The sequence below is a fragment of the Frigoribacterium sp. PhB116 genome (assembly GCF_004364285.1).
Lineage (GTDB): Bacteria > Actinomycetota > Actinomycetes > Actinomycetales > Microbacteriaceae > Frigoribacterium.
In genome coordinates, this window is the sequence record NZ_SOBE01000002.1 from 533,590 (window position 1) to 553,526 (window position 19,937).

The 19,937-nt window shown below is 70.6% G+C and carries 18 protein-coding genes; 8 read left to right on the forward strand and 10 right to left on the reverse strand.

Annotated elements, in window-relative coordinates:
* Positions 1–76 precede the first annotated feature (76 nt).
* The 3 genes from EDF20_RS09000 to EDF20_RS09010 form a co-directional block, all read right to left on the reverse strand.
* The gene (locus EDF20_RS09000) at positions 77–601 is read right to left on the reverse strand and encodes a ribonuclease H (RefSeq protein WP_133738427.1); all 525 of its coding nucleotides are present in this window, start codon (positions 599–601) and stop codon (positions 77–79) included.
* 259 nt (positions 602–860) lie between these two features.
* Positions 861–1,691 (reverse strand): aldo/keto reductase, encoded by an 831-nt coding sequence (locus EDF20_RS09005; RefSeq protein ID WP_123547990.1) that lies wholly within the window; start codon positions 1,689–1,691, stop codon positions 861–863.
* A gap of 95 nt (positions 1,692–1,786) precedes the next feature.
* Positions 1,787–2,995: an MFS transporter gene (locus EDF20_RS09010; RefSeq protein ID WP_123547991.1), complete on the reverse strand. Its 1,209-nt coding sequence runs from the start codon at positions 2,993–2,995 to the stop codon at positions 1,787–1,789.
* Positions 2,996–3,358: 363 nt separating this feature from the next.
* On the opposite strand from EDF20_RS09010, the gene nrdH reads away from it, so the two are divergent.
* The 5 genes from nrdH to EDF20_RS09035 all read left to right on the forward strand — a co-directional run bounded on the left by nrdH (position 3,359) and on the right by EDF20_RS09035 (position 8,754).
* Positions 3,359–3,592, forward strand: coding sequence for a glutaredoxin-like protein NrdH (gene nrdH / locus EDF20_RS09015; protein ID WP_123547992.1), 234 nt, complete (start codon positions 3,359–3,361; stop codon positions 3,590–3,592).
* An 87-nt stretch (positions 3,593–3,679) separates the two neighbouring features.
* Complete coding sequence (nrdI, locus tag EDF20_RS09020; protein ID WP_123547993.1) at positions 3,680–4,096, forward strand: class Ib ribonucleoside-diphosphate reductase assembly flavoprotein NrdI; 417 nt, start codon at positions 3,680–3,682, stop codon at positions 4,094–4,096.
* Positions 4,097–4,122: 26 nt separating this feature from the next.
* Positions 4,123–6,228, forward strand: coding sequence for a class 1b ribonucleoside-diphosphate reductase subunit alpha (nrdE, locus tag EDF20_RS09025; protein WP_208292626.1), 2,106 nt, complete (start codon positions 4,123–4,125; stop codon positions 6,226–6,228).
* Positions 6,229–6,334: 106 nt separating this feature from the next.
* Positions 6,335–7,360 carry a class 1b ribonucleoside-diphosphate reductase subunit beta gene (nrdF, locus tag EDF20_RS09030; protein ID WP_228506869.1) on the forward strand — a complete coding sequence of 342 codons (1,026 nt, stop codon included), beginning with the start codon at positions 6,335–6,337 and terminating at the stop codon, positions 7,358–7,360.
* A gap of 263 nt (positions 7,361–7,623) precedes the next feature.
* Positions 7,624–8,754: a CPBP family intramembrane glutamic endopeptidase gene (locus EDF20_RS09035; protein WP_133738428.1), complete on the forward strand. Its 1,131-nt coding sequence runs from the start codon at positions 7,624–7,626 to the stop codon at positions 8,752–8,754.
* 112 nt (positions 8,755–8,866) lie between these two features.
* Here the strand turns inward: EDF20_RS09035 and EDF20_RS09040 are convergent, their stop codons facing one another.
* From EDF20_RS09040 to EDF20_RS09060, 4 genes are all read right to left on the reverse strand, one after another.
* A complete protein-coding gene (locus EDF20_RS09040; protein ID WP_166644787.1) occupies positions 8,867–10,750 on the reverse strand; it encodes a beta-galactosidase family protein in 1,884 nt (627 codons plus the stop codon).
* A 211-nt stretch (positions 10,751–10,961) separates the two neighbouring features.
* Positions 10,962–12,317 carry an extracellular solute-binding protein gene (locus tag EDF20_RS09050; RefSeq protein ID WP_133738431.1) on the reverse strand — a complete coding sequence of 452 codons (1,356 nt, stop codon included), beginning with the start codon at positions 12,315–12,317 and terminating at the stop codon, positions 10,962–10,964.
* 113 nt (positions 12,318–12,430) lie between these two features.
* Positions 12,431–13,378 carry a carbohydrate ABC transporter permease gene (locus tag EDF20_RS09055; protein ID WP_123547997.1) on the reverse strand — a complete coding sequence of 316 codons (948 nt, stop codon included), beginning with the start codon at positions 13,376–13,378 and terminating at the stop codon, positions 12,431–12,433.
* Complete coding sequence (locus EDF20_RS09060; RefSeq protein ID WP_123548317.1) at positions 13,378–14,319, reverse strand: sugar ABC transporter permease; 942 nt, start codon at positions 14,317–14,319, stop codon at positions 13,378–13,380. Before EDF20_RS09060 ends, EDF20_RS09055 begins: the two co-directional genes overlap by 1 nt.
* 153 nt (positions 14,320–14,472) lie before the next feature.
* Here EDF20_RS09060 and EDF20_RS09065 point away from each other — a divergent pair, with 153 nt between their 5' ends.
* On the forward strand, positions 14,473–15,459 hold the full coding sequence (locus EDF20_RS09065) for a LacI family DNA-binding transcriptional regulator (protein ID WP_243833428.1): 987 nt from the start codon (positions 14,473–14,475) through the stop codon (positions 15,457–15,459).
* Between the two features lie 30 nt (positions 15,460–15,489).
* Here the strand turns inward: EDF20_RS09065 and EDF20_RS09070 are convergent, their stop codons facing one another.
* The 3 genes from EDF20_RS09070 to EDF20_RS09080 all read right to left on the reverse strand — a co-directional run bounded on the left by EDF20_RS09070 (position 15,490) and on the right by EDF20_RS09080 (position 18,655).
* Positions 15,490–16,692: an aminotransferase class V-fold PLP-dependent enzyme gene (locus tag EDF20_RS09070; RefSeq protein WP_133738725.1), complete on the reverse strand. Its 1,203-nt coding sequence runs from the start codon at positions 16,690–16,692 to the stop codon at positions 15,490–15,492.
* A gap of 113 nt (positions 16,693–16,805) precedes the next feature.
* Positions 16,806–17,858 carry an amidohydrolase gene (locus tag EDF20_RS15700; protein WP_166644788.1) on the reverse strand — a complete coding sequence of 351 codons (1,053 nt, stop codon included), beginning with the start codon at positions 17,856–17,858 and terminating at the stop codon, positions 16,806–16,808.
* Between the two features lie 23 nt (positions 17,859–17,881).
* Positions 17,882–18,655, reverse strand: coding sequence for a class I SAM-dependent methyltransferase (locus tag EDF20_RS09080; RefSeq protein ID WP_133738433.1), 774 nt, complete (start codon positions 18,653–18,655; stop codon positions 17,882–17,884).
* A gap of 71 nt (positions 18,656–18,726) precedes the next feature.
* Here EDF20_RS09080 and msuE point away from each other — a divergent pair, with 71 nt between their 5' ends.
* Together msuE and EDF20_RS09090 are read left to right on the forward strand one after the other, a co-directional pair.
* On the forward strand, positions 18,727–19,386 hold the full coding sequence (msuE, locus tag EDF20_RS09085; protein WP_133738434.1) for an FMN reductase: 660 nt from the start codon (positions 18,727–18,729) through the stop codon (positions 19,384–19,386).
* A 51-nt stretch (positions 19,387–19,437) separates the two neighbouring features.
* Positions 19,438–19,860 (forward strand): hypothetical protein, encoded by a 423-nt coding sequence (locus EDF20_RS09090; protein ID WP_133738435.1) that lies wholly within the window; start codon positions 19,438–19,440, stop codon positions 19,858–19,860.
* Positions 19,861–19,937 lie beyond the last annotated feature (77 nt).

Consider the following 19,937-nt stretch of genomic DNA (forward strand, 5'->3'; position numbering starts at 1 on the left):
CGCGGCTCGCCGCACCGCGTCCCGTGCGCTGCGCCGGGTCCAGGCGCGGTGCGGTGCACGAGACCCGGTGCGATGCCTAGAAGAGGGTGGCGGGCGGCTCGGGCGGCGCCGCGACCGGCGACGTCGTCGCGACGGGCGCGCCGGGCCAGCCGGGGCCTGAGGGTACGTCGGTGCGGTTCTGGAACGCGGTGGCGGCACCCCGGGCGCGGACGTCGGCCGCCTCGTTCATCTCGTGCCCGACGTGGCCGCGGACCCACTCGAAGGTGACCTCGCGCCCGGCGAGGGCGTCGTCGAGCTCCTTGAGGATCTCGACGTTCAGCACCGGCTTGCCGTCGGCTTTGCGCCAGCCCTTGCGCTTCCAGCCGGGCATCCACTCGGTGCACGCCTTGATCGTGTACTGGCTGTCGCACAGGATGTGCACCGGCTCGCCGGCGTCGGCCGTGGCCCGCAGCAGCTCGAGCACGGCCGTGAGCTCGCCCTGGTTGTTCGTCGCGCGGGGCCAGCCGCCCGCTGCCCAGCGGTCGTCGTCGACGTACCAGGCCCAGCCGGCGGGGCCGGGGTTGCCGAGGGCGGATCCGTCAGCGGCGGCGACGATCGTCATGGGTGCTCCTTGCTCGTGATGTGCGCCCACCACGGTACGCGAGCGGCGCGCGCCCCTCGACCTGCGCCTCCCCGGTGCTGCCGGGGCAGGCCTCTCTCGTCTCGTCTCGGTCGATGTCGGCGGGTTCCCGCAGCCCGCGGCGGGTCGGCGCCCACCCGCCGGCGGGCACTGCAACCCGCCGCACGTGACAGGAACCCGCTGGGGGTGACGGGAACCCGCCGACTCGAGCGAGAAAGAATGACGAGAGAGAGAGGAGAGGTCAGCCGACCTGGTCGGGGTGCGAGCCGGAGCGCTCGCCGCTGTCGAGCGCGGCGATCGTGGCGAGGTCGTCGTCGTCGAGCTCGAAGCCGAACACGTCGAGGTTCGACGCCAGCCGGCGCGCGTCCACGGTCTTGGGGATCACCACGAGCCCCTGCTGCAGGTGCCAGCGGATGACGGCCTGCGCGGGCTCGACGCCGTGCTTCGCCGCGATCCGGCCGATCGCGGCGTCGTCGAGCACGCGACCGCGGGCGAGCGGCGACCAGGCCTCGACGGCGATGCCCCGGGCCGCGCAGAACTCGCGCAGCTCGTGCTGCTGCAGCCACGGGTGGGCCTCGACCTGGTCGATGACCGGCACGACGCTCGTCTCGCCGAGCAGCCGCTCGAGGTGGTGCACCTGGAAGTTGCTGACGCCGATCGACCGGGCCCGCCCCTCCTCGGCGATCCGCTCGAGCGCACGCCAGGTGTCGACGTACTTGTCCTGCGTGGGGGCCGGCCAGTGGATCAGGTAGAGCTCGACGTGGTCGGTGCCGAGGCGGTCGAGGCTCGCGTCGAAGGCGCGCAGCGTCTCGTCGAAGCCCTGCTCGGTGTTCCACACCTTGGTCGTGACGAAGACCTCGTCCCGCGGCACGTCGGAGGCACGCAGTGCCTGCCCCACGCCGACCTCGTTGCCGTAGAACGACGCCGTGTCGACGTGGCGGTACCCGAGATCGAGGGCGGTGGCGACGACTGTGCGCGCCTCGTCGTCGGCGACCTTGTAGACGCCGAGGCCGAGCTGGGGGATGCGGGCTCCGTCGGAGAGCGCGACGGACGGGACGCTGATGTCGGACATGCCCCGATCCTCCCATCCGCGATCACGGCCGGGCCGAGGAGGTCCGGGCCGGCAGACGAGGAGGCACGGGCCGGGCGACGAGGAGGAGGCGCCGGTCAGCTGGCCTGGACGGGGACCGGCTCCGTGTCGGGCAGCGGGCTCGCGTCGCGCCCCCGGAGGTCGGGCAGCGAGCGGTGGAACACGAGTCCGACGATCACCCCCACGAACGCGAACGCGGCGGCGACCACGAGGCCGCCCTGCCCGCCGATGCGGTCGATCCAGAAGCCGGCGATCGCCGAGCCGAGGGCCGAGCCGATCAGCTGGCCGGTGCCGGCCCAGCCGTAGGCCTCGGCGGTGTCGCTGAACTTGACGCTCGACGAGACGATGGCGAACATCACGGCGAGGGCCGGCGCGATGCCGACCCCGGCGACGAGGAGGGCGCCGCTGATCGGCAGGAGTCCCGTGGCGAAGATCGCGAGCACCATGCCGACGAACACGATCGCGAGGCGGCGGCCGAGCGCCCAGGGGCCGACGGGCACGTGCCCGAGTGCGAGACCGCCGACGAGCGAGCCGGCGGCGAAGACGGCCAGGGCGATGCCCGAGTCGGCGCTGCCCTCGCCGAAGAGCGCCACGACGCCGGCCTCGACCGCGGCGCACGCGCCGATGAGCAGGAAGCCCGCGACGGTGGCGAGCAGCACGGTGGGCCGGGCGAGCACCTTGCCGAACGAGCGCTTGCTGCGCGGGATGCGCACACGGCCGACCTCAGGCGAGGCGATGAACCAGATGCCGCCGCCGACGAGGAAGAGCGCGGCCAGCCAGATCGCCTCGCGGGTGCCCACCTGCGTCCCGACGAAGGTGGTGATGACCGGACCGGCGACCCAGATGATCTCCTGGGCGGAGGCGTCGAGCGAGAAGAGGGGAGTCAGCTGCGACGAGTTGACCATCTTCGGGTAGATCGTGCGGACGGCGGGCTGCACGGGCGGCACGCTGAGGCCGGTGACGAAGCCGAGCGCCATGAAGGCGGGCACCGAGAAGTCGTAGGCGGTGAACGCGAGCATCGTGACGAGGCAGACGCTGAGCGTCAGGAGCAGCACGGGGCGCATGCCCCAGCGGCCCATCCAGCGGCTGGTGAGCGGTCCGGAGATCGCCTGGCCGATGCTCGTCGCGGCGAGCACGAGCCCGGCTGCCGCGTAGGAGTGGTGCACGTGCTCGACGTGCAGCAGGAACGCGAGCGAGAGCATCCCGAAGGGGAACCGCGCGGTCAGCTGGGCCGCGATGATGCGCCCCACGCCGGGGGTCTTCAGGAGGGACGAATAGGTGCTCACGAGAGGTCGAGTCTACGGAGGCGCGGGCGCGTGCGGCAGCCCCGTCCCGACACGCCGCGACACGCCGTGGCCCCGAACTGGGGACGACGCCGTCGCGATGTCGGAGGTGGGGAGGAACATGTGCACAACCGCCAGATCCTGGGGGCAACTCCGCCAGATCTGTGCAGAACTTGGGGGAACTCCTGTGGAGAACTCGCCCGACAGAACTACACGCCTGTAACACCGCATCTAGTTGTGGGCCCGAGTCCGGGCCACAAGATGTAGTATCGAGGAGTTGCCGCAGGCACTACGCCCGCTGCCCCAGACCCGCATCAGAACCACCGCGTCCGACCCCCGCGTCGGCCCGAGAACACAGGGGAAACCATGGCCATCACCGTCTACACCAAGCCGTCCTGCGTCCAGTGCACGGCCACCTACCGCGCCCTCGACAACAAGGGCATCGAGTACGAAGTCCTCGATGTCACCGCCGACGACGCCGCGCTCGAGACCGTCAAGGCGCTCGGCTACCTGCAGGCGCCCGTCGTCATCGCCGACGACGACCACTGGAGCGGCTTCCGCCCCGACAAGATCGCCGGCCTGGCCGCCCGCGTCTCCTGACCCGCGCCTCCTCGTGACGGGTGCGGGCCACAGCCCGTTCCCGTCGCCGGAGGCACAGCACCACGAGCAGAGGAGGCGGTCGTCACCGTGACCCATCTCGTCTACTTCTCCAGCGTCTCGGGCAACACGCACCGGTTCGTCGAGAAGCTCGGGGTGCCGGCTGAGCGCATCCCGCTCTTCCCCTCCGAGCCCCCGCTCCACGCCCGTGACCCCTTCGTCCTCGTCCTGCCGACCTACGGCGGCGGCGAGGGCAGAGGCGCCGTCCCGAAGCAGGTCATCCGGTTCCTCAACGACGAGGGCAACCGCAGCCTCATCCGAGGCGTGGTCGCGGCGGGCAACACCAACTTCGGAGAGGGGTACTGCCTGGCCGGCGACATCGTCGCCGCCAAGTGCGACGTGCCTCTGCTCTACCGGTTCGAGGTCTTCGGCACCCCGGACGACGTCTCAGCAGTACAGAACGGATTGGAAGAATTTTGGACGCAGCAGTCGACGATCTCGAAGTGATCGCAGCACCCGGGCAGGGCATGAGCATGGACTACCACTCGCTCAACGCGATGCTGAACCTGTACGGCCCGTCGGGCGAGATCCAGTTCGACAAGGACAGGGAGGCGGCCAAGCAGTACTTCCTGCAGCACGTCAACCAGAACACGGTCTTCTTCCACAACCTGCGTGAGCGTCTCGACTACCTCGTCGAGAACGAGTACTACGAGCTCGCCACCATCGAGCAGTACGACTTCGCCTTCATCGAGCGCCTGAACGACCTGGCCTACTCGAAGAAGTTCCGGTTCCAGACCTTCCTCGGCGCGTTCAAGTACTACACCTCGTACACGCTCAAGACGTTCGACGGCAAGCGCTACCTCGAGCGCTTCGAAGACCGAGTCGTGATGACCGCCCTCGGCCTGGCCCAGGGCGACGAGCAGCTCGCGATCGACCTCGTCGAGGAGATCATCGGCGGCCGCTTCCAGCCGGCCACCCCCACGTTCCTCAACACCGCGAAGGCCCAGCGAGGCGAGCTCGTCAGCTGCTTCCTGCTGCGCATCGAGGACAACATGGAGTCGATCTCGCGCGGCATCAACTCGTCGCTGCAGCTGTCGAAGCGCGGCGGCGGCGTCGCGCTGTCGCTCTCGAACATCCGCGAGGCCGGCGCCCCGATCAAGCAGATCGAGAACCAGTCGTCGGGCATCATCCCCGTCATGAAGCTCCTCGAGGACAGCTTCAGCTACGCGAACCAGCTGGGTGCCCGCCAGGGCGCCGGTGCCGTGTACCTCAGCGCGCACCACCCCGACATCATGCGGTTCCTCGACACCAAGCGCGAGAACGCCGACGAGAAGATCCGCATCAAGACGCTGTCCCTCGGCGTCGTCGTGCCCGACATCACGTTCGAGCTCGCCAAGAACAACGAGGACATGTACCTCTTCTCGCCGTACGACGTCGAGAAGGTCTACGGCGTCCCCTTCGGCGACGTGGCGATCAGCGAGAAGTACCGCGAGATGGTGGCCGACGGCCGCATCAAGAAGACCAAGATCAAGGCGCGCGACTTCTTCCAGACGATCGCCGAGATCCAGTTCGAGTCGGGCTACCCCTACATCGTCTTCGAGGACACGGTCAACAAGGCGAACCCCATCAAGGGCCGCATCAACATGTCGAACCTGTGCTCGGAGATCCTGCAGGTCAACACCCCGACCACGTTCAACGAAGACCTGTCGTACAACGAGATCGGCAAGGACATCTCGTGCAACCTCGGGTCGATGAACATCGCGCTGTCGATGGACGCCCCCGACTTCGGCAAGACCGTCGAGACCGCGATCCGCGGCCTCAGCGCGGTCAGCGACATGAGCCACATCCAGTCGGTCCGCTCGATCGAGGTCGGCAACGACCAGTCGCACGCCATCGGCCTCGGCCAGATGAACCTGCACGGCTACCTCGCTCGTGAGCGGGTCCACTACGGCAGCGAAGAAGCGATCGACTTCACGAACATCTACTTCTACACGGTGCTGTTCCACGCCCTGCGTGCCTCGAACACGATCGCGATCGAGCGCGGCGTGACCTTCGGCGGCTTCGAGGACTCGAAGTACGCCTCCGGCGAGTTCTTCGACAAGTACACCGAGCAGGAGTGGGTGCCCAGCACCGAGCGCGCGGCCGGCCTCTTCGCCGCGTCGGGCGTCGCCATCCCCACGCAAGAGGATTGGCGTCAGCTCAAGGCCAGCGTCATGCAGCACGGCCTGTACAACCAGAACCTGCAGGCGGTGCCCCCGACCGGCTCGATCTCGTACATCAACCACTCGACCTCGTCGATCCACCCGATCGCGTCGAAGATCGAGATCCGCAAGGAAGGCAAGCTCGGCCGCGTCTACTACCCGGCGCCGTTCATGACGAACGACAACCTGGAGTACTACACCGACGCGTACGAGATCGGCCCCGAGAAGATCATCGACACCTACGCCGCGGCCACGCAGCACGTCGACCAGGGCCTCTCGCTCACCCTGTTCTTCAAGGACACCGCGACGACCCGCGACATCAACAAGGCCCAGATCTACGCATGGCGCGCGGGCATCAAGACGATCTACTACATCCGTCTGCGCCAGCTGGCCCTCGAGGGCACCGAGGTCGACGGCTGCGTCAGCTGCATGTTGTAGGTCGCACGACCCAGGCCTGAGGGCCACCCGGCGGGGGCCGGTCTCGACGACCGGCCCCCGCCTCCTGAACTGAGATCCACGGCATCATCCCGACGGAAGAGACGACATGACCATCACCGACAAGATCAACAGCGTCGCCGGCGACCCGGTGCACGCCACCGGCAAGTCGATCCCGCTGATCAAGTCGGTCAGCGCGATCAACTGGAACCGCATCCAGGACGACAAGGACGTCGAGGTCTGGAACCGCCTCGTCAACAACTTCTGGCTGCCCGAGAAGATCCCGCTGTCGAACGACGTGCAGTCGTGGAACACCCTCACGCCCGAAGAACAGCAGCTCACCATGCGCGTGTTCACGGGCCTGACGCTGCTCGACACGATCCAGGGCACCGTCGGCGCGATCAGCCTGATCCCCGATGCGATCACCCCTCATGAGGAGGCCGTCTACACGAACATCGCGTTCATGGAGTCGGTGCACGCCAAGAGCTACTCGTCGATCTTCTCGACCCTCGCGTCGACGCCCGAGATCGACGACGCCTTCCGCTGGTCGGTCGAGAACCCGAACCTGCAGAAGAAGGCCCAGATCGTCCTGGACTACTACACGGGCGACGACCCCCTGAAGCGCAAGGTCGCCTCGACCCTGCTCGAGTCGTTCCTGTTCTACAGCGGCTTCTACCTGCCGATGTACTGGTCGTCGCGCGCCAAGCTCACCAACACGGCCGACCTGATCCGCCTCATCATCCGTGACGAGGCCGTGCACGGGTACTACATCGGCTACAAGTTCCAGAAGGGCCTCGAGGGCGCCTCGGACGAGCGCAAGCAGGAGATCAAGGACTACACGTTCAACCTGCTCTTCGAGCTCTACGAGAACGAGATCCAGTACACGCAGGATCTCTACGACACCGTCGGCCTGACCGAGGACGTCAAGAAGTTCCTGCACTACAACGCCAACAAGGCGCTGATGAACCTCGGCTACGAGCCGATGTTCCCCAAGGAGACGACCGACGTGAACCCGGCGATCCTGTCGGCGCTCTCGCCGAACGCCGACGAGAACCACGACTTCTTCTCGGGGTCGGGCTCGTCGTACGTCATCGGCAAGGCCGTCAACACCGAGGACGAGGACTGGGACTTCTAGCCCGCCCGGCTCTGCTGCACCACTCAGGAACCCGCGTCCTGATCCTCCACGGATCAGGACGCGGGTTCCTTCGTCGTGCACGGATCAGGAACGCGAGACGAGCTGTTCCTGAGATGTGCGCGCTCGACGGTCGAGCAGGTCGGGCAGGTCGGGCCGAGCGGAGGAGGCGCGGGTCGGCTGGTCGGAGGAGGCGCAGGCCCGCCGCGCACGCGACCATGGAGCAGACCCCTGCCACGAGGCCCGAGCTGACCGACGGAGCAACGATGACGACGAACCCCTCCTCCCGGCCGCCCGCGCACGGATGGACGGCACCTGGCGGCGAGCGGGTCGACGACGTGGATGCCGACGCGTGCGACCTCGACGAGTCGACGACCGCCGAGTGGCAGCCGGTCGCGGCGCACGTGGCTGGTGACCGGTACCTGCCTGCCGACTCGGCCGACGCCTCCACCGGCTCGATCGTCGTGGGGCTGAGGGTCTCGTGGTGGCCGATCGCCGCCTTCGTGCTGATCGCGTTCGGCCTCGCCTGGCTCGTCTGCCTGCCGCTCTGGCTCGGCGACGGCCTCGCCAGCCCGCTGCTGGGCGTCTGCGCGGTCGCGATGATGGCGACGCCCGCGATCGGGGCCCTGCTCGTCAGCCGGTTCGTCGACCGACCGGCCTCCATCCCGGGGGCCCTCGGGCTGTGGCCACTGCGCCCTGTCGGACGACTGCTCGCGTACCTCGGCCTGGGGCTCGTCGTGCCCGTCGCGCTCGTGCTCGTCGCCCTGCCGATCGGTGCCGCACTCGGCTCCTACCCGGCCGACGTCACCGGGTTCTCGGCGTTCCGAGAGCTGACCGAGCAGCAGGTGGCCCAGGCGACCGCGGGCCTCGGCGATCCGGGGCCGCTGCCGCCGATCGGCCTGCTCGTCGCCCTGCAGCTCGTGTCGATCCCGATCGGCGCGTTCGTCAACACCGTGCCCGCGCTGGGGGAGGAGCTCGGCTGGCGGGGCTTCCTGCTGCCGCGCCTCCTGCCCCTCGGCACCGCGCCTGCCGTCCTGCTCAGCGGCGTCGCGTGGGGGCTCTGGCACACGCCGTTGATCCTGCTCGGGTACAACTACGGAGTCCAGACGCCGGGGTGGCTCGGCGTGCTGATGATGACCGGGACGTGCGTGGTGGTCGGGGCCGTCTTCGCCTGGCTGCGGCTGCGGTCGGCCAGCGTCTGGCCGGCCGCCCTGGCGCACGGCGCGTTCAACGCCGCAGCCGGGTCGTCCCTGCTCTTCGCCGCGGCGGGCGAGCGGATCGACCTCGTGCAGGGCACGATCCTCGGCTGGTCGGGCTGGATCGTCCCCGTGCTGCTCGTCGCGGTGCTCGCCGCCACGGGCCGGTTCCGTCGACCGGGCGCCTCCCGCCGCCGCTGACGACACGTCGTGCGAAGACGAAACACCCCCGAGCCAGCACTACACCCCCAGTTCTGCGGGTGTAGTGCTGGTTCGGGGGTGTAGCTCGGCAGGACGGGCCCCGCGAGCGGGGCTACTGCTCGGTGTGCCCGAGGTCGGGGTCGGCCACGAACGACACGACCGGGGCCGCCGCGGCACCCGTCTCGAAGACCACGAGGTCGTTCTCGCCCGCGCGCAGCTGCTCACCGGGCACGTAGAGCGTGTGCTGTGGCCCGCGCGTCCAGTACCGGCCGAGCGCGAAGCCGTTGACGAACGCGACGCCCTTGCCCCACGACCGTGTGTCGAGGAACAGGTCAGCGGGCTCGTCGAGCGTCACCGTCGCGTGCGCGAACACCGGGCCGTCGAGCGTCGTCACGGCGGAGTCCGACGCCGACCCCGAGGAGGCGCCGGCCGCGCCGCCCGACTGGGTCGCGCCGCCCGACTGGGCCGCGCCGCCCGACTGGGTCGCGCCGCCCGACTGGGTCGCGTCGCCGGACAGGGTCGCGACGACCGCCCCCAGGTCGAGCGGCGTGCTGCGCCAGCCGGTCAGCGCGGCGCCGTCCAGCAGCGCCGGCCCGACGAGGCCCTTCGCCTCGCCGATGCGGACGCCGTAGTTGACGCGTCCCTGGTCCTCGACCAGCACCTCCAGCACGCGGCCCGGCGGCACCGTGATCGCGCGCTCGTGCTGGTCGCGCTGGAGGACGCCCACCCGGCGACCGTCGACGGAGACGACGGCGCGGTCGCGCACACCCGCGAACGACAGCACCCGGGGCTCGTCGCCGGCCGGCAGGTCGACACGGTGCAGGGCGAAGCCGCGGTAGCTGCCGAGCGCGTCCATGGTGGGAACGTCCTCGGTCGCGGTCCAGCCCGAGGCTCCGACGCCGAGGTCTCCGCCGACGGCCGGTCGCGTGCCGAGGTCCCCGACCACGTCGACCAGCCGCACGCTCCGGTCGAACGTCGTCGACAGCACGGGCGACGGCGACCGCCGCGCGGGCAACTCGTCGGGCACCGGCAGATGCCGCGCGATGACCTCGCGGAACGCGAAGAACTTGTCGGTCGGCCAGCCGGCCTCGTCGAGGGGAGCGTCGTAGTCGTACGAGGTCACGTGCGACTGGTACGTGCCCTTGTGGTTGGCGCCGTTCGTGAAGCCGAAGTTCGTGCCGCCGTGGAACATGTAGATGTTGACCGACGCGCCCGCCGTCAGCAGCGCGTCCAGCTCGCGCGCCGCCTCCTCGACCGGGGTCGTGTGGTGGTGCTCGCCCCAGTGGTCGAACCAGCCGTCCCAGAACTCCGAGCACATCAGGGGCCCCGTCGGCTGGTGACGGCGCAGGGTGGCGAGCCTCTCCTCCGCGCGCGACCCGAAGCTCCCGGTCTTGTGCAGCTCGGGCAGGCTGCCCGCCGCGAGCATCTCGTCGGTGGGCTGGTCGACCGTCGTCAGGGGCACCACCACGCCGGAGGCGCGGGTGAGGTCGACGAGGTGCCGCAGGTACCCGGAGTCGTCGCCGTACGCGCCGTACTCGTTCTCGATCTGGACGAGCACGACGGGCCCGCCGTGGTCGATCTGCCGGGGCACGACGACCTCGTAGACGCGCTCGAGGAACTCGTCGACGGCAGCGAGGTAGAGCGGCTCGCTGCGGCGGACGCCGACGGCCGGGTCGTCGAAGAGCCAGCCGGGCAGGCCGCCGCCGTCCCACTCGGCGCAGATGTAGGGGCCAGGGCGCACGATCGCGTGCATGCCCTCGGCGGCGACGAGGTCGAGGAACCGGCCGAGGTCGAGGCCGGCGCTCGTGTCGAAGTCGCCGCGGCGCGGGGAGTGCGCGTTCCAGGCGACGTACGTCTCGATGGTGTTGAGGCCCATCAGCCTGGCCTTGTGGATCCGGTCGGCCCACTGGTCGGGGTGCACCCGGAAGTAGTGCAGGGCGCCGGCGACGACACGGTGGGGGGCGCCGTCGAGCTCGAAGTGGTCGGGGCCGATCACGAAACGGGTGCTCGTGGGGGCGGTGCTGCTGCTGATGGTGTTCCTCCGGTGGGGCGAGGGGACGTAGCGACGGGGAGGCGCGACGTGCGTCGCGCCTCCCCGCTGCGGTGGTCAGGCGGTGCTGCGGTGGTGCTGGTGCTGGTGCTGGTGCTGGTGCTGGTGCTGGTGCTGGTGCTGCTGGTGGTGCTGGTCGTGCGTGTGCTGCGAGGCCCTACTTGGTCTCGACCGTGAAGCCCTGCTGCTCACCGTACGAGGCGGTGGCCTTCGCCCACTCCTCGAGCACCGGGTCGAGCGAGGTGCCGTTGGTGTAGGCCGACGACGCGCTGTCGCTGAAGATGCTGTTCGCGTAGACCTGGAAGGGCAGGTACTGCCAGTCGGGCAGCACGTCCTGCGCGGCCTGGCCGAGCACCTCGTTGATCTTCTGGCCGCCGAAGTACTCGGGTGCCTCGGAGAGGAACTCGGGGTCGGTGAGGTCGGCCGTGGTGGACGGGAAGCCGCCGGCGTCGAACGAGATCTGGCGCCCCTCTTCCTCGGCGGTGGCGAACTTGGCGAACTCGGCGGCGACGAGCTTGTTCTGCGACTGCTCCATCACGGCGATCGACGATCCGCCGTTCTCGGCGGTCGCGGTGTCGCCCTCCTCGTACTGGGGCATCGGGGCGACGCGCCACTGGCCGGAGCCGTCGGCGGCCTGGGCCTCGAGGTTGCCGGGCATCCAGGCGCCGGTGAGCATCGTCGCGATCGAGCCGTCGCCGAGGGCGCGGAACCACTCGTCGGTCCAGCCGGGGGTCTGTGCGAGCGAGCCGTTCTCGACGAGGGTGTTCCAGGTCGAGGTCCACTTCTTGGCGCCCTCGTCCTGCAGGTCGATCGAGACGGTGTCGCCGTCGACCGAGTAGGGGTGCCCGCCGGCCTGCCAGATCATGCTGGTCGTGAAGCCCGCGTCGCCGGTGTCGCCCGCGATGAACTGGTTCGGGTCGGCGGCGTGCATGGTCTCGGCCGCGGCGACGTACTCGTCCCACGTCGTGGGGACGGCGATGCCGTACTTGTCGAAGACGTCCTGGCGGTAGAACATCGCCATGGGGCCGGAGTCCTGGGGCAGGGCGTAGACGGCGTCGCCGTCGGTGACGGAGTTCCACGTCGAGGCGGTGAAGTCGTCCTCGAGGTCGCCGTAGCCGTAGCCGCTCAGGTCGGCGAGCGAGTCGCCGAGCGAGAACTGGGGGACGGCGAAGTACTCGACCTGGGCGACGTCGGGGGCGCCCTTGCCGGCCTTGATCGCGTTCTGCAGCTTCGTGTACTGGTCGGCGCCGGTGCCGACGTTCTGCACGTCGACGGTGATGTCGGGGTGCGCCTTCTCGAAGGCCTCGGCGATGGGCTCGACGGCGGGGGCCCAGGCCCACACCGTGATCGAGGACTTCTCCTCGAGAGCCGCGGCGAGCTCGTCGCTGGTCGCGGTGTCGGCGCTGGCGCCGCCTCCGGAGCCGGAGGAGCAGGCGGCCAGCGAGCCGGCCAGGGCGATGCCGAGACCGAGAGCGACGACGCGCTTCGCGGTGCGGGGGAGGTTACGGGACATGGGTGGTGCCTTTCACTTCATCGTGGAGGTGGGACGGGGGCGTGGCTGTGGTGCGGGAGGGGCTGTGGTGCGGGAGGGGACGAGGAGGGGCGGGCCGGCAGTGCCGACGCGCGTCAGGCCTTGACGCCGCCGGCCGAGAGGCCGGACTGCCAGTAGCGCTGGAGGAAGAGGAACGCCACGACGATCGGGATGATCGCGAGGAACGATCCCGTGATGACGAGGTTGTAGATCGGATCGCCGCCGACGGTCGTCGACTGCGCGTTCCACTGGTTCAGGCCGACCGTCAGGGGGTACCAGCGCGAGTCGCTCAGCATGATCAGCGGCAGGAAGTAGTTGTTCCAGGTCGCGACGATCGAGAAGAGCAGCACGGTGATGAGGCCGGGGCTGAGGAGGCGGAGGCTGATGGTGAAGAACGTGCGGACCTCGCTCGAGCCGTCCATGCGCGCGGCCTCGAGGATCTCGGTCGGCACGGAGTCGACGGCGTAGGTCCAGATCAGGTAGAGGCCGAAGGGGCTGATCAGCGAGGGCAGGATGATCGCCCACGGGGTGTTGGTCAGGCCCATCTGGCTGAACATCAGGAAGGTCGGGACGGCGAGGGCGGTGCCGGGGATGGCGACCGCGCCCAGCACGACCGCGAAGACGGCCTTCTTGCCCGGGAAGTCGAACTTGGCCAGGCCGTAGCCGGCCAGCGTGGCCAGCAGGGTCGCGCCTCCTGCGCCCACCACCACGTAGAGCAGGGTGTTGCCGAGCCAGCGGACGAACTCGCCGTCGCCGTAGGTGAAGACGCCCTCGATGTTGTCGACCAGCGCGAAGTCGCCGCTGAACCAGAGGCCGAACGAGCTGAACAGCGCCTCCTGCGTCTTGGTCGAGTTGACGAGCAGCCAGAAGAGCGGCAGCACCGAGTAGACGAGCAGCAGGGCCATCACGACGGTGAGCAGCACGCTGCGCTTGTCGCGGGGGGCGCCGGCGCGGCGCTTCCTGGAGGTGGCTGCACGGCTCGGCGTGACGGTGGGCGTCCCTGCGTCGGGCGCGGCGATCGGGGTTCCGGTGAGGGTCGACATCAGTGGTCCTTCCGGGTGCCGACGAGCTGGACCACGTAGGCGACGACCATCGTCAGGACGCCCATGATGATCGCGATGGCGGCGGAGTAGTTGAACTGCTGGCCCGCGAACGACAGGTTGTAGGCGTACATGTTCGGGGTGAAGAAGGTGCTGATCGCGTTGGGCGCCAGCGTCTGCAGGATGTTCGGTTCGTTGAAGAGCTGGAAGCTGCCGATGATCGAGAAGATGATGCCGATGACGATCGCTCCGCGGATGGCGGGCAGCTTGATGTTCCGCACGATGCGGAACGGGCCGGCGCCGTCGAGCTCGGCGGCCTCGTACAGGTCGGGCGAGATGACGCGCAGGGCGGCGTAGAACAGCAGCATGTTGTAGCCGACGAACTCCCACGTGACGATGTTGCCGATCGACGCGAGCACCCAGCTCTGCGAGAGCAGGTCGGGGAGGTCCCATCCCGTGGCGTCCTCGAGGTTGCCGACGAGGCCGAAGCGGTTGCCGTAGATGAAGCCCCACATCAGGGCCGCGACGACCGCGGGCACGGCGTAGGGCAGGAAGATCGAGATGCGGAAGAACGCCGTGAAGTGCAGCCGGGCCGAGTCGAGGGCGAGGGCGGCGGCCAGGGCGACGACCAGCATGATCGGCACCTGCACCACGAGGAACAGCGCGACGCGGCCGAGCGCGTCCCAGAAGTTCGGGTCGGTGAGCGCGCGGACGTAGTTGTCGGCGCCGACGAACGAGTTGCCGCCGATCATCTGCTCCTGGAACAGGCTCAGGTAGATCGCGTAGACCACGGGGGCCACGAGCACGAGTGCGAAGACGACGAGGAACGGGAGCACGAAGCCCCAGCCTGTCCAGCGTCGCTTGTCTCGACGGATCTGCGAGCTGCTGCGGGGCGACGGTGCGGTCGCCTCCGAGCGGGTCGCGGGTGTCGACGTCGTCGTCATGTCCATCCACTTCATCGGGGTGAGGAGCCGTGAACACGCTGCCCGTGAGGGTGTGTGTTTACGTAAACATCTGGGATGCTCGCAACCATGACACCTCCGCCGTCCGAAATCAAGTCGGCATCTCGACGCGCCCCGCGGACCCGTACGGTGTCGATGGCCGACGTCGCCGCACGCGCCGGCGTCTCGTCGCAGACCGTCTCGCGCGTCTCGAACGGCGCGCAGAACGTCGAGGACGGCACCCGCCAGAAGGTGCTCGACGCGATGGCCGCGCTCGACTACCGGCCGAACAGCGCGGCCAGGGCGCTGAAGACGGGTCGTTTCCGCAGCGTCGGCGTGATCATGTTCACGCTGTCGACCCTCGGGAACATGCGCACCCTCGATGCGATCGTGACCGCCGCCTCCGGCGCCGGCTACACGATCACGCTGATGCCCGTCGCCCAGCCCACCGAGGGCGAGGTGGCCGGCGCCTTCAGTCGCCTGCAGGAGGAGGCGGTCGACGGAGTCGTCATCATCATCGAGGCGCACATGCTCGACCGGGCCGACGTGATCATCCCGAGCGGGCTGCCCGTCGTGATCATCGACTCGGACGCGGGCGACCCCTTCGTCGTGGTCGACACCGACCAGGAGCAGGGCACCCGCCTCGCGACCCAGCACCTGATCGACCTCGGGCACACGCGCATCGTGCACATCGCCGGCCCCGACACGTCGTACTCGGCGACCCGGCGCTCGGCGTCGTGGCACGCGACGATGCGCGACGCGGGCCTCGAGCCGGAGGCGCCGCTCAAGGGGGACTGGACGACCGCCTCCGGCCACCGCCTCGGCCACGCGATCGCCAGCCGCGACGACGTGACGGCCGTCGTCGCCGCGAACGACCAGATGGCGCTCGGCGTCATGCACGCCCTGCACGAGCGCGGACGGTCCATCCCGGGCGAGATCAGCGTGGTGGGCTTCGACGACACCGACGAGTCGGGCTCGTTCTGGCCGCCGCTGACCACCGTGCACCAGGACTTCGGCGAGATCGGCGCCCGCTCGATGCGGGTGCTGCTCGAGCTGCTCGAGGGGCGGCCGGCGTCGGGCGACCGCATCGTGCCGACGCGGCTCGTGGTGCGCGAGAGCGCCGGGCCGGCGCCGGCTGGCTGAGCCCCGGGCCGTGAGCGCAGGAGGCGCGGGTCAGCCCTGCTGCAGCGCCTCGCGGATCGCGGCCACCCCGACGCGCACCTCGTCGAAGGTGGTGCTGAGCGGCGAGAGGCCGATGCGCAGGGCGTCGGGGCCGCGGAAGTCCGGCACCACCCCCTCCTGCCAGAGCGTCGCCACGACCTCGCGGAACCGCGGGTGCCGCACCGTCACGTGGCTGCCCCGGCGCTCGTGCTCGCGCGGCGTCGCCGTCGTGACGCCGAGGGGCGCGAGCCAGGCGTCGACGAGGTCGAACGCGTAGTCGGTGAGCGCGAGCGACTTGTCGCGGATGGCCTCGAGCCCGGCCTCCTCGATCGCGTCGAGCATGTCCTGCATCGCGAGCATGCCGACGACGGGCGGGGTGCCGCTGATGAACTTGCGGATGCCGGTGTCGGGCACGTAGCCCTCGGCCATCGCGAACACGTCGGCGGCGCCCATCCAGCCCTGGACCGGCTGCTCGAGCTCCGGCAGCAGGTCGGCGCGGGCGTAGAGGAACGCCGGCGCGCCCGGCCCGCCGTTCAGGTACTTGTAGGTGCAGCCGACGGCGACGTCGACGCCCCACGCGTCGAGCTCGGTCGGCACGACGCCGACGGAGTGGCAGAGGTCGGCGACGAGCAGCGCCCCGGCCTCGTGCACGATCTCGGTGATCGCGGGCAGGTCGGCGAGGAACCCCGACCGGTACGACACGTGGTTGACGAGCACGACGGCGGTGTCGGGCCCGACCACGTCGCGGACCTGCTCGGGCGTCACCCCCCGGGTCTCGTCGACCGCGAGCCAGCGGACGGTCGCGCCGCGCTCGCGGGCGATCCCCTCGACGACGAAGCGGTCGGTCGGGAACTGGTCGTCGTCGATGACGATCTCGTGCCGGCCGGGACGAGCCGCCAAGGAGGCGCGGATCGCCTTGTAGAGCAGCACCGTCGTCGAGTCGGCCACGACGGTCTGCCCCGGGGCCGCTCCGAGGGCGGCGGCGCCGATCCGGTCGCCGAGCTCGGTGGGGAGCTGCATCCAGCGCTCGTCCCACGAGCGGATCAGGCGCGTGCCCCAGTCGCCGCGCACGAACGCGTCGAGACGGGCCGGCGTCGCCGCCATCGGCCGGCCGAGGGAGTTGCCGTCGAGGTACGAGACCACGTCGCCCGCGGGCAGGAACAGGGCCGTGTGGTGCGCGAGCGGGTCGGCCGCGTCGCGCTGCGCACTCGCCAGCGGGTCGTCGAGCTCGGCCGGGTCGACGGGCGGGGCGGCCGGCCCGAACGAGGTGGTCGGGGTCGTCGAGGCAGGGGACGCCGAGGCGGCGGCGGGCGAGTCGGAGGCGGTGGTCACGGGAGCAGCTCCTGCAGGGTCGAGGCGGTGAGGACGGAGGCGCGGGCCAGCCACGCGGGATCGTCGCGCTCGTCGTCCGGCGGCGGCTGGGGCACCCACGACGCGCGCGGTGTCCAGTGTGCGCCGTCCTGCCCGGCGTCGAGCGAGTCGTCGCTGCCGAGTGCGGCGAGCAGCGCCTCGCGGCCGAGGCCGACGCGCTGCAGCGCCCGCAGCTCTCGCTCGTTCACCCCGACCGGCAGGTCGCCGTTGCCGAGGTCGGTGCCGTAGAGGACGTGGCCGCCCCGCTCGCGGAACCCGCGCAGGTTCGCGATCGCCACCTCCTGCGCCTCGTCTCCGCGGTGGATGTCGAGCGTGCTGATCCACGTGCCGTCGGCCGCGCGGTCGAGCAGGTCGTCGGGCAGCAGCTCGCTGAACGGGGTGTGCGCGAACCGGAGCAGTCCGGCGTCGAGCGCGCGGCCCACCTGCCCGGCACCCTGCACGTGCGCCACGGTCAGCAGCCCGACCCGATCGGCCGCGACCGCGATCGACCGCAGCACGTCGTCGTCGAAGACGGGCCCGACGTCGCTGTTGAGGGTCAGCTTGACGACGGAGGCGCCGAGGTCGCGCATCCGCACGACGGCCCGCTCGGCGTCGGCGGCGTCGGCCACGACGACGGACGCGTCGCCCGGCGCCCAGCCCGCCCGCGACGGGTAGCCGCCGGGAGGGCAGAGCAGGCCGCCCGCGACCTGCACCTCGGGCCAGCCGGCGTCGACCCGGCCCCGTTCGGGCCAGAGCGCGGCGACGTCGGGGCTCCAGCCGAGGTCGAGCACGCGGCCGACGCCGCCCCGCACGAGCTGCTCGGGGTCGACCAGGCCGAGGTGCACGTGCGAGTCGGTGAAGGGCGAGAACAGCGCGCCGGGCAGGTGGGGCAGGTCGGCGTCCTCGCCGTGGCCGGGGTCGACCGCCCCGACGAGGTGGATCGCGGTCGGCGACACGCGCACGACGCTCGGGCCGTGCCACCTGCCCGACCAGACCCGGTCGACGGTGACGAGTCGCGCCTCCTGCTGCATGCCCCCACCGTAGGGCCGGCGGGTCAGCCCGGCAGCACCGCCCGGCTGGCCCGGGTCACGTACGGCAGGCGGATGAGGTCAGCTCGGCGGGTGTCCGGGTGCGTGTCGAGCAGCTGGCCGACGTCGCGGAGCACCTGGGCGCGGTCGTCCTCGGGCAGCGTGATGACGTAGCTGCGCGACGCGATCATGGCGAGCAGCTCGTCGCGGCCGAGCTCGTGCACCCACGGGAAGTCGCGACGCTCGATCGGGGCGAAGGGCTCGCCGACCGTCGGGGCGTCGGACGACATGTCGCGCTCGGCGGGGGAGTGCATCACCTGCGACAGCTCGGCCAGCCACGGCACGGTCTCGTCGCGGATGTTCCAGAGCAGGCCGAGCGTGCCGCCCGGACGCAGCACCCGGGCGACCTCGGGAACGGCAGCCCGCGGGTCGACCCAGTGCCAGGCCTGGGCCACGAAGACCGCGTCGACCGACGAGTCGTCGAGCGGCATCGACTCCGCCGACCCGGGGAGCGACCGGGCCTCGGGCACGGCCTGTTCGAGCACGGAGCGCATGCCCTCGCTGGGCTCGACGGCGGTGACCTGCTCGGCACGCGGCACGAGGACGCGGGTGAGCTTGCCGGTGCCCGCGCCGAGGTCGACGACGTGCCGTGCGCCCTGCGGCAGCAGCCACTCGACGGCGTCGACGGGGTAGGAGGGGCGGCCGCGTTCGTAGACGTCCGCCGCCTGGCCGAACGAGGAGGCGAGGGTGCTGAGGGGGTCGGCCGGATCGGGGCCGTGCGCGTGCGTGGTCGGGTTCACGCGACCACTGTCGCATGACTCACGGCGTCACACGGCTTCGTTACGCGCCGTCTCCGGAGCACCATGGCTGCATGACGCAGACACCTCCGCAGCCGCTCCGTGTCGTCGCCGTGTCGGGCACGCTGAGCTCGCCCTCGAAGACGGACGCGCTCGTCGACGCCGTCCTCGACGAGCTCGCCCTCGTGCTGCCGATCGAGCGGCACGTGATCCGGGTGAGCGAGCTCGGGCCGCTCTTCGCCGGCGCGCTGACCCGGGACCAGCTCGACGAACGGGTCGAGCGCGAGCTCCGTGCCGTCGAGGGCGCCGACCTGCTGATCGCGGCCTCGCCGGTCTACCGCGCCTCCTTCACGGGGCTCTTCAAGCACTTCTTCGACTTCGTCGAGCAGTACGCGCTGGTCGACGTGCCGGTGCTGCTCGCGGCGACGGGCGGCAGCGAGCGGCACGCGCTGATCCTCGAGCACTCGCTGCGGCCGCTGTTCGGCTTCTTCCAGGCACTGACGCTGCCCCTCGGCGTCTACGCGCACGCCAGCGACTTCACCGATCGCCGCGTGACGGCGCCGCTGCTGCAGGAGCGCATCCGGGCCGCCATCGCCCGGGGCCTGCCCCTGATCCGGTCGAGCGTCGACGAGAAGCGTCGCATCGAGCGTGCGGTCAGCGGCGAGGTCGACGGGCTCGACGCACTGCCGACGCCGACCGCTCACGACGCGGCGCCGGTCCGGCTCTACAGCTGACGGCCCGCTCTGGGGGAGGTGGCCCTCGGCATCGTGTGCTTAGGGTGGAGCGTGCCTGACGAGACCCCGACTCCCGAGACCACGCCCCGCGACGTCGCCGTCGCCCGCGCCGAGATCCGCGACGACGAGGCCAAGCGCGTCATCGGCATGCTCGCTGCCGGCGAGCTGCCGAGCCGGGCCGCCCAGTGGGTCGCCGACGGGATCGACGACGACGCGGCACGTGAGCTCGCCGCCGCGACCGGGCGCACCGAGGAGGAGCGGGTCGGCCTCCTGGAGCGCCTCGCCGCCGCCCAGGGCCTCGGCTTCCCGACCGCGCGCGAGGCCCGCGCGCACCACGGCCAGAGCGTGATCGCGTCGATGACCGCGTCGTCCGCGGCGGGCGACTCGCTGTCGTTCTCGAACTCGTTCAGCGACACGATCGAGGAGTCGGTGCGCGACTCGATCTCACGGCTGTTCCCGCGTCGCAAGAAGTAGGGCCGGGGGCCGTCCCCCGAAGCGAGACAGATCGGCGTCCCGAGCGTTCGTGAACGCTGATGCTGCGGCTCTCGACG

Excerpts from the sequence above, each read along its gene's own strand:
- EDF20_RS09060 (WP_123548317.1), bottom strand. The coding sequence starts at position 14,319 with ATGACGACGACGTCGACACCCGCGACCCGCTCGGAGGCGACCGCACCG.
- EDF20_RS09035 (WP_133738428.1), top strand. The coding sequence starts at position 7,624 with ATGACGACGAACCCCTCCTCCCGGCCGCCCGCGCACGGATGGACGGCA.
- EDF20_RS09000 (WP_133738427.1), bottom strand. The coding sequence starts at position 601 with ATGACGATCGTCGCCGCCGCTGACGGATCCGCCCTCGGCAACCCCGGC.
- nrdE (WP_208292626.1), top strand. The coding sequence starts at position 4,123 with ATGGACTACCACTCGCTCAACGCGATGCTGAACCTGTACGGCCCGTCG.
- EDF20_RS09005 (WP_123547990.1), bottom strand. The coding sequence starts at position 1,691 with ATGTCCGACATCAGCGTCCCGTCCGTCGCGCTCTCCGACGGAGCCCGC.
- EDF20_RS09055 (WP_123547997.1), bottom strand. The coding sequence starts at position 13,378 with ATGTCGACCCTCACCGGAACCCCGATCGCCGCGCCCGACGCAGGGACG.
- nrdH (WP_123547992.1), top strand. The coding sequence starts at position 3,359 with ATGGCCATCACCGTCTACACCAAGCCGTCCTGCGTCCAGTGCACGGCC.
- msuE (WP_133738434.1), top strand. The coding sequence starts at position 18,727 with ATGACGCAGACACCTCCGCAGCCGCTCCGTGTCGTCGCCGTGTCGGGC.
- EDF20_RS09050 (WP_133738431.1), bottom strand. The coding sequence starts at position 12,317 with ATGTCCCGTAACCTCCCCCGCACCGCGAAGCGCGTCGTCGCTCTCGGT.
- nrdF (WP_228506869.1), top strand. The coding sequence starts at position 6,335 with ATGACCATCACCGACAAGATCAACAGCGTCGCCGGCGACCCGGTGCAC.
- EDF20_RS15700 (WP_166644788.1), bottom strand. The coding sequence starts at position 17,858 with ATGCAGCAGGAGGCGCGACTCGTCACCGTCGACCGGGTCTGGTCGGGC.
- EDF20_RS09065 (WP_243833428.1), top strand. The coding sequence starts at position 14,473 with ATGGCCGACGTCGCCGCACGCGCCGGCGTCTCGTCGCAGACCGTCTCG.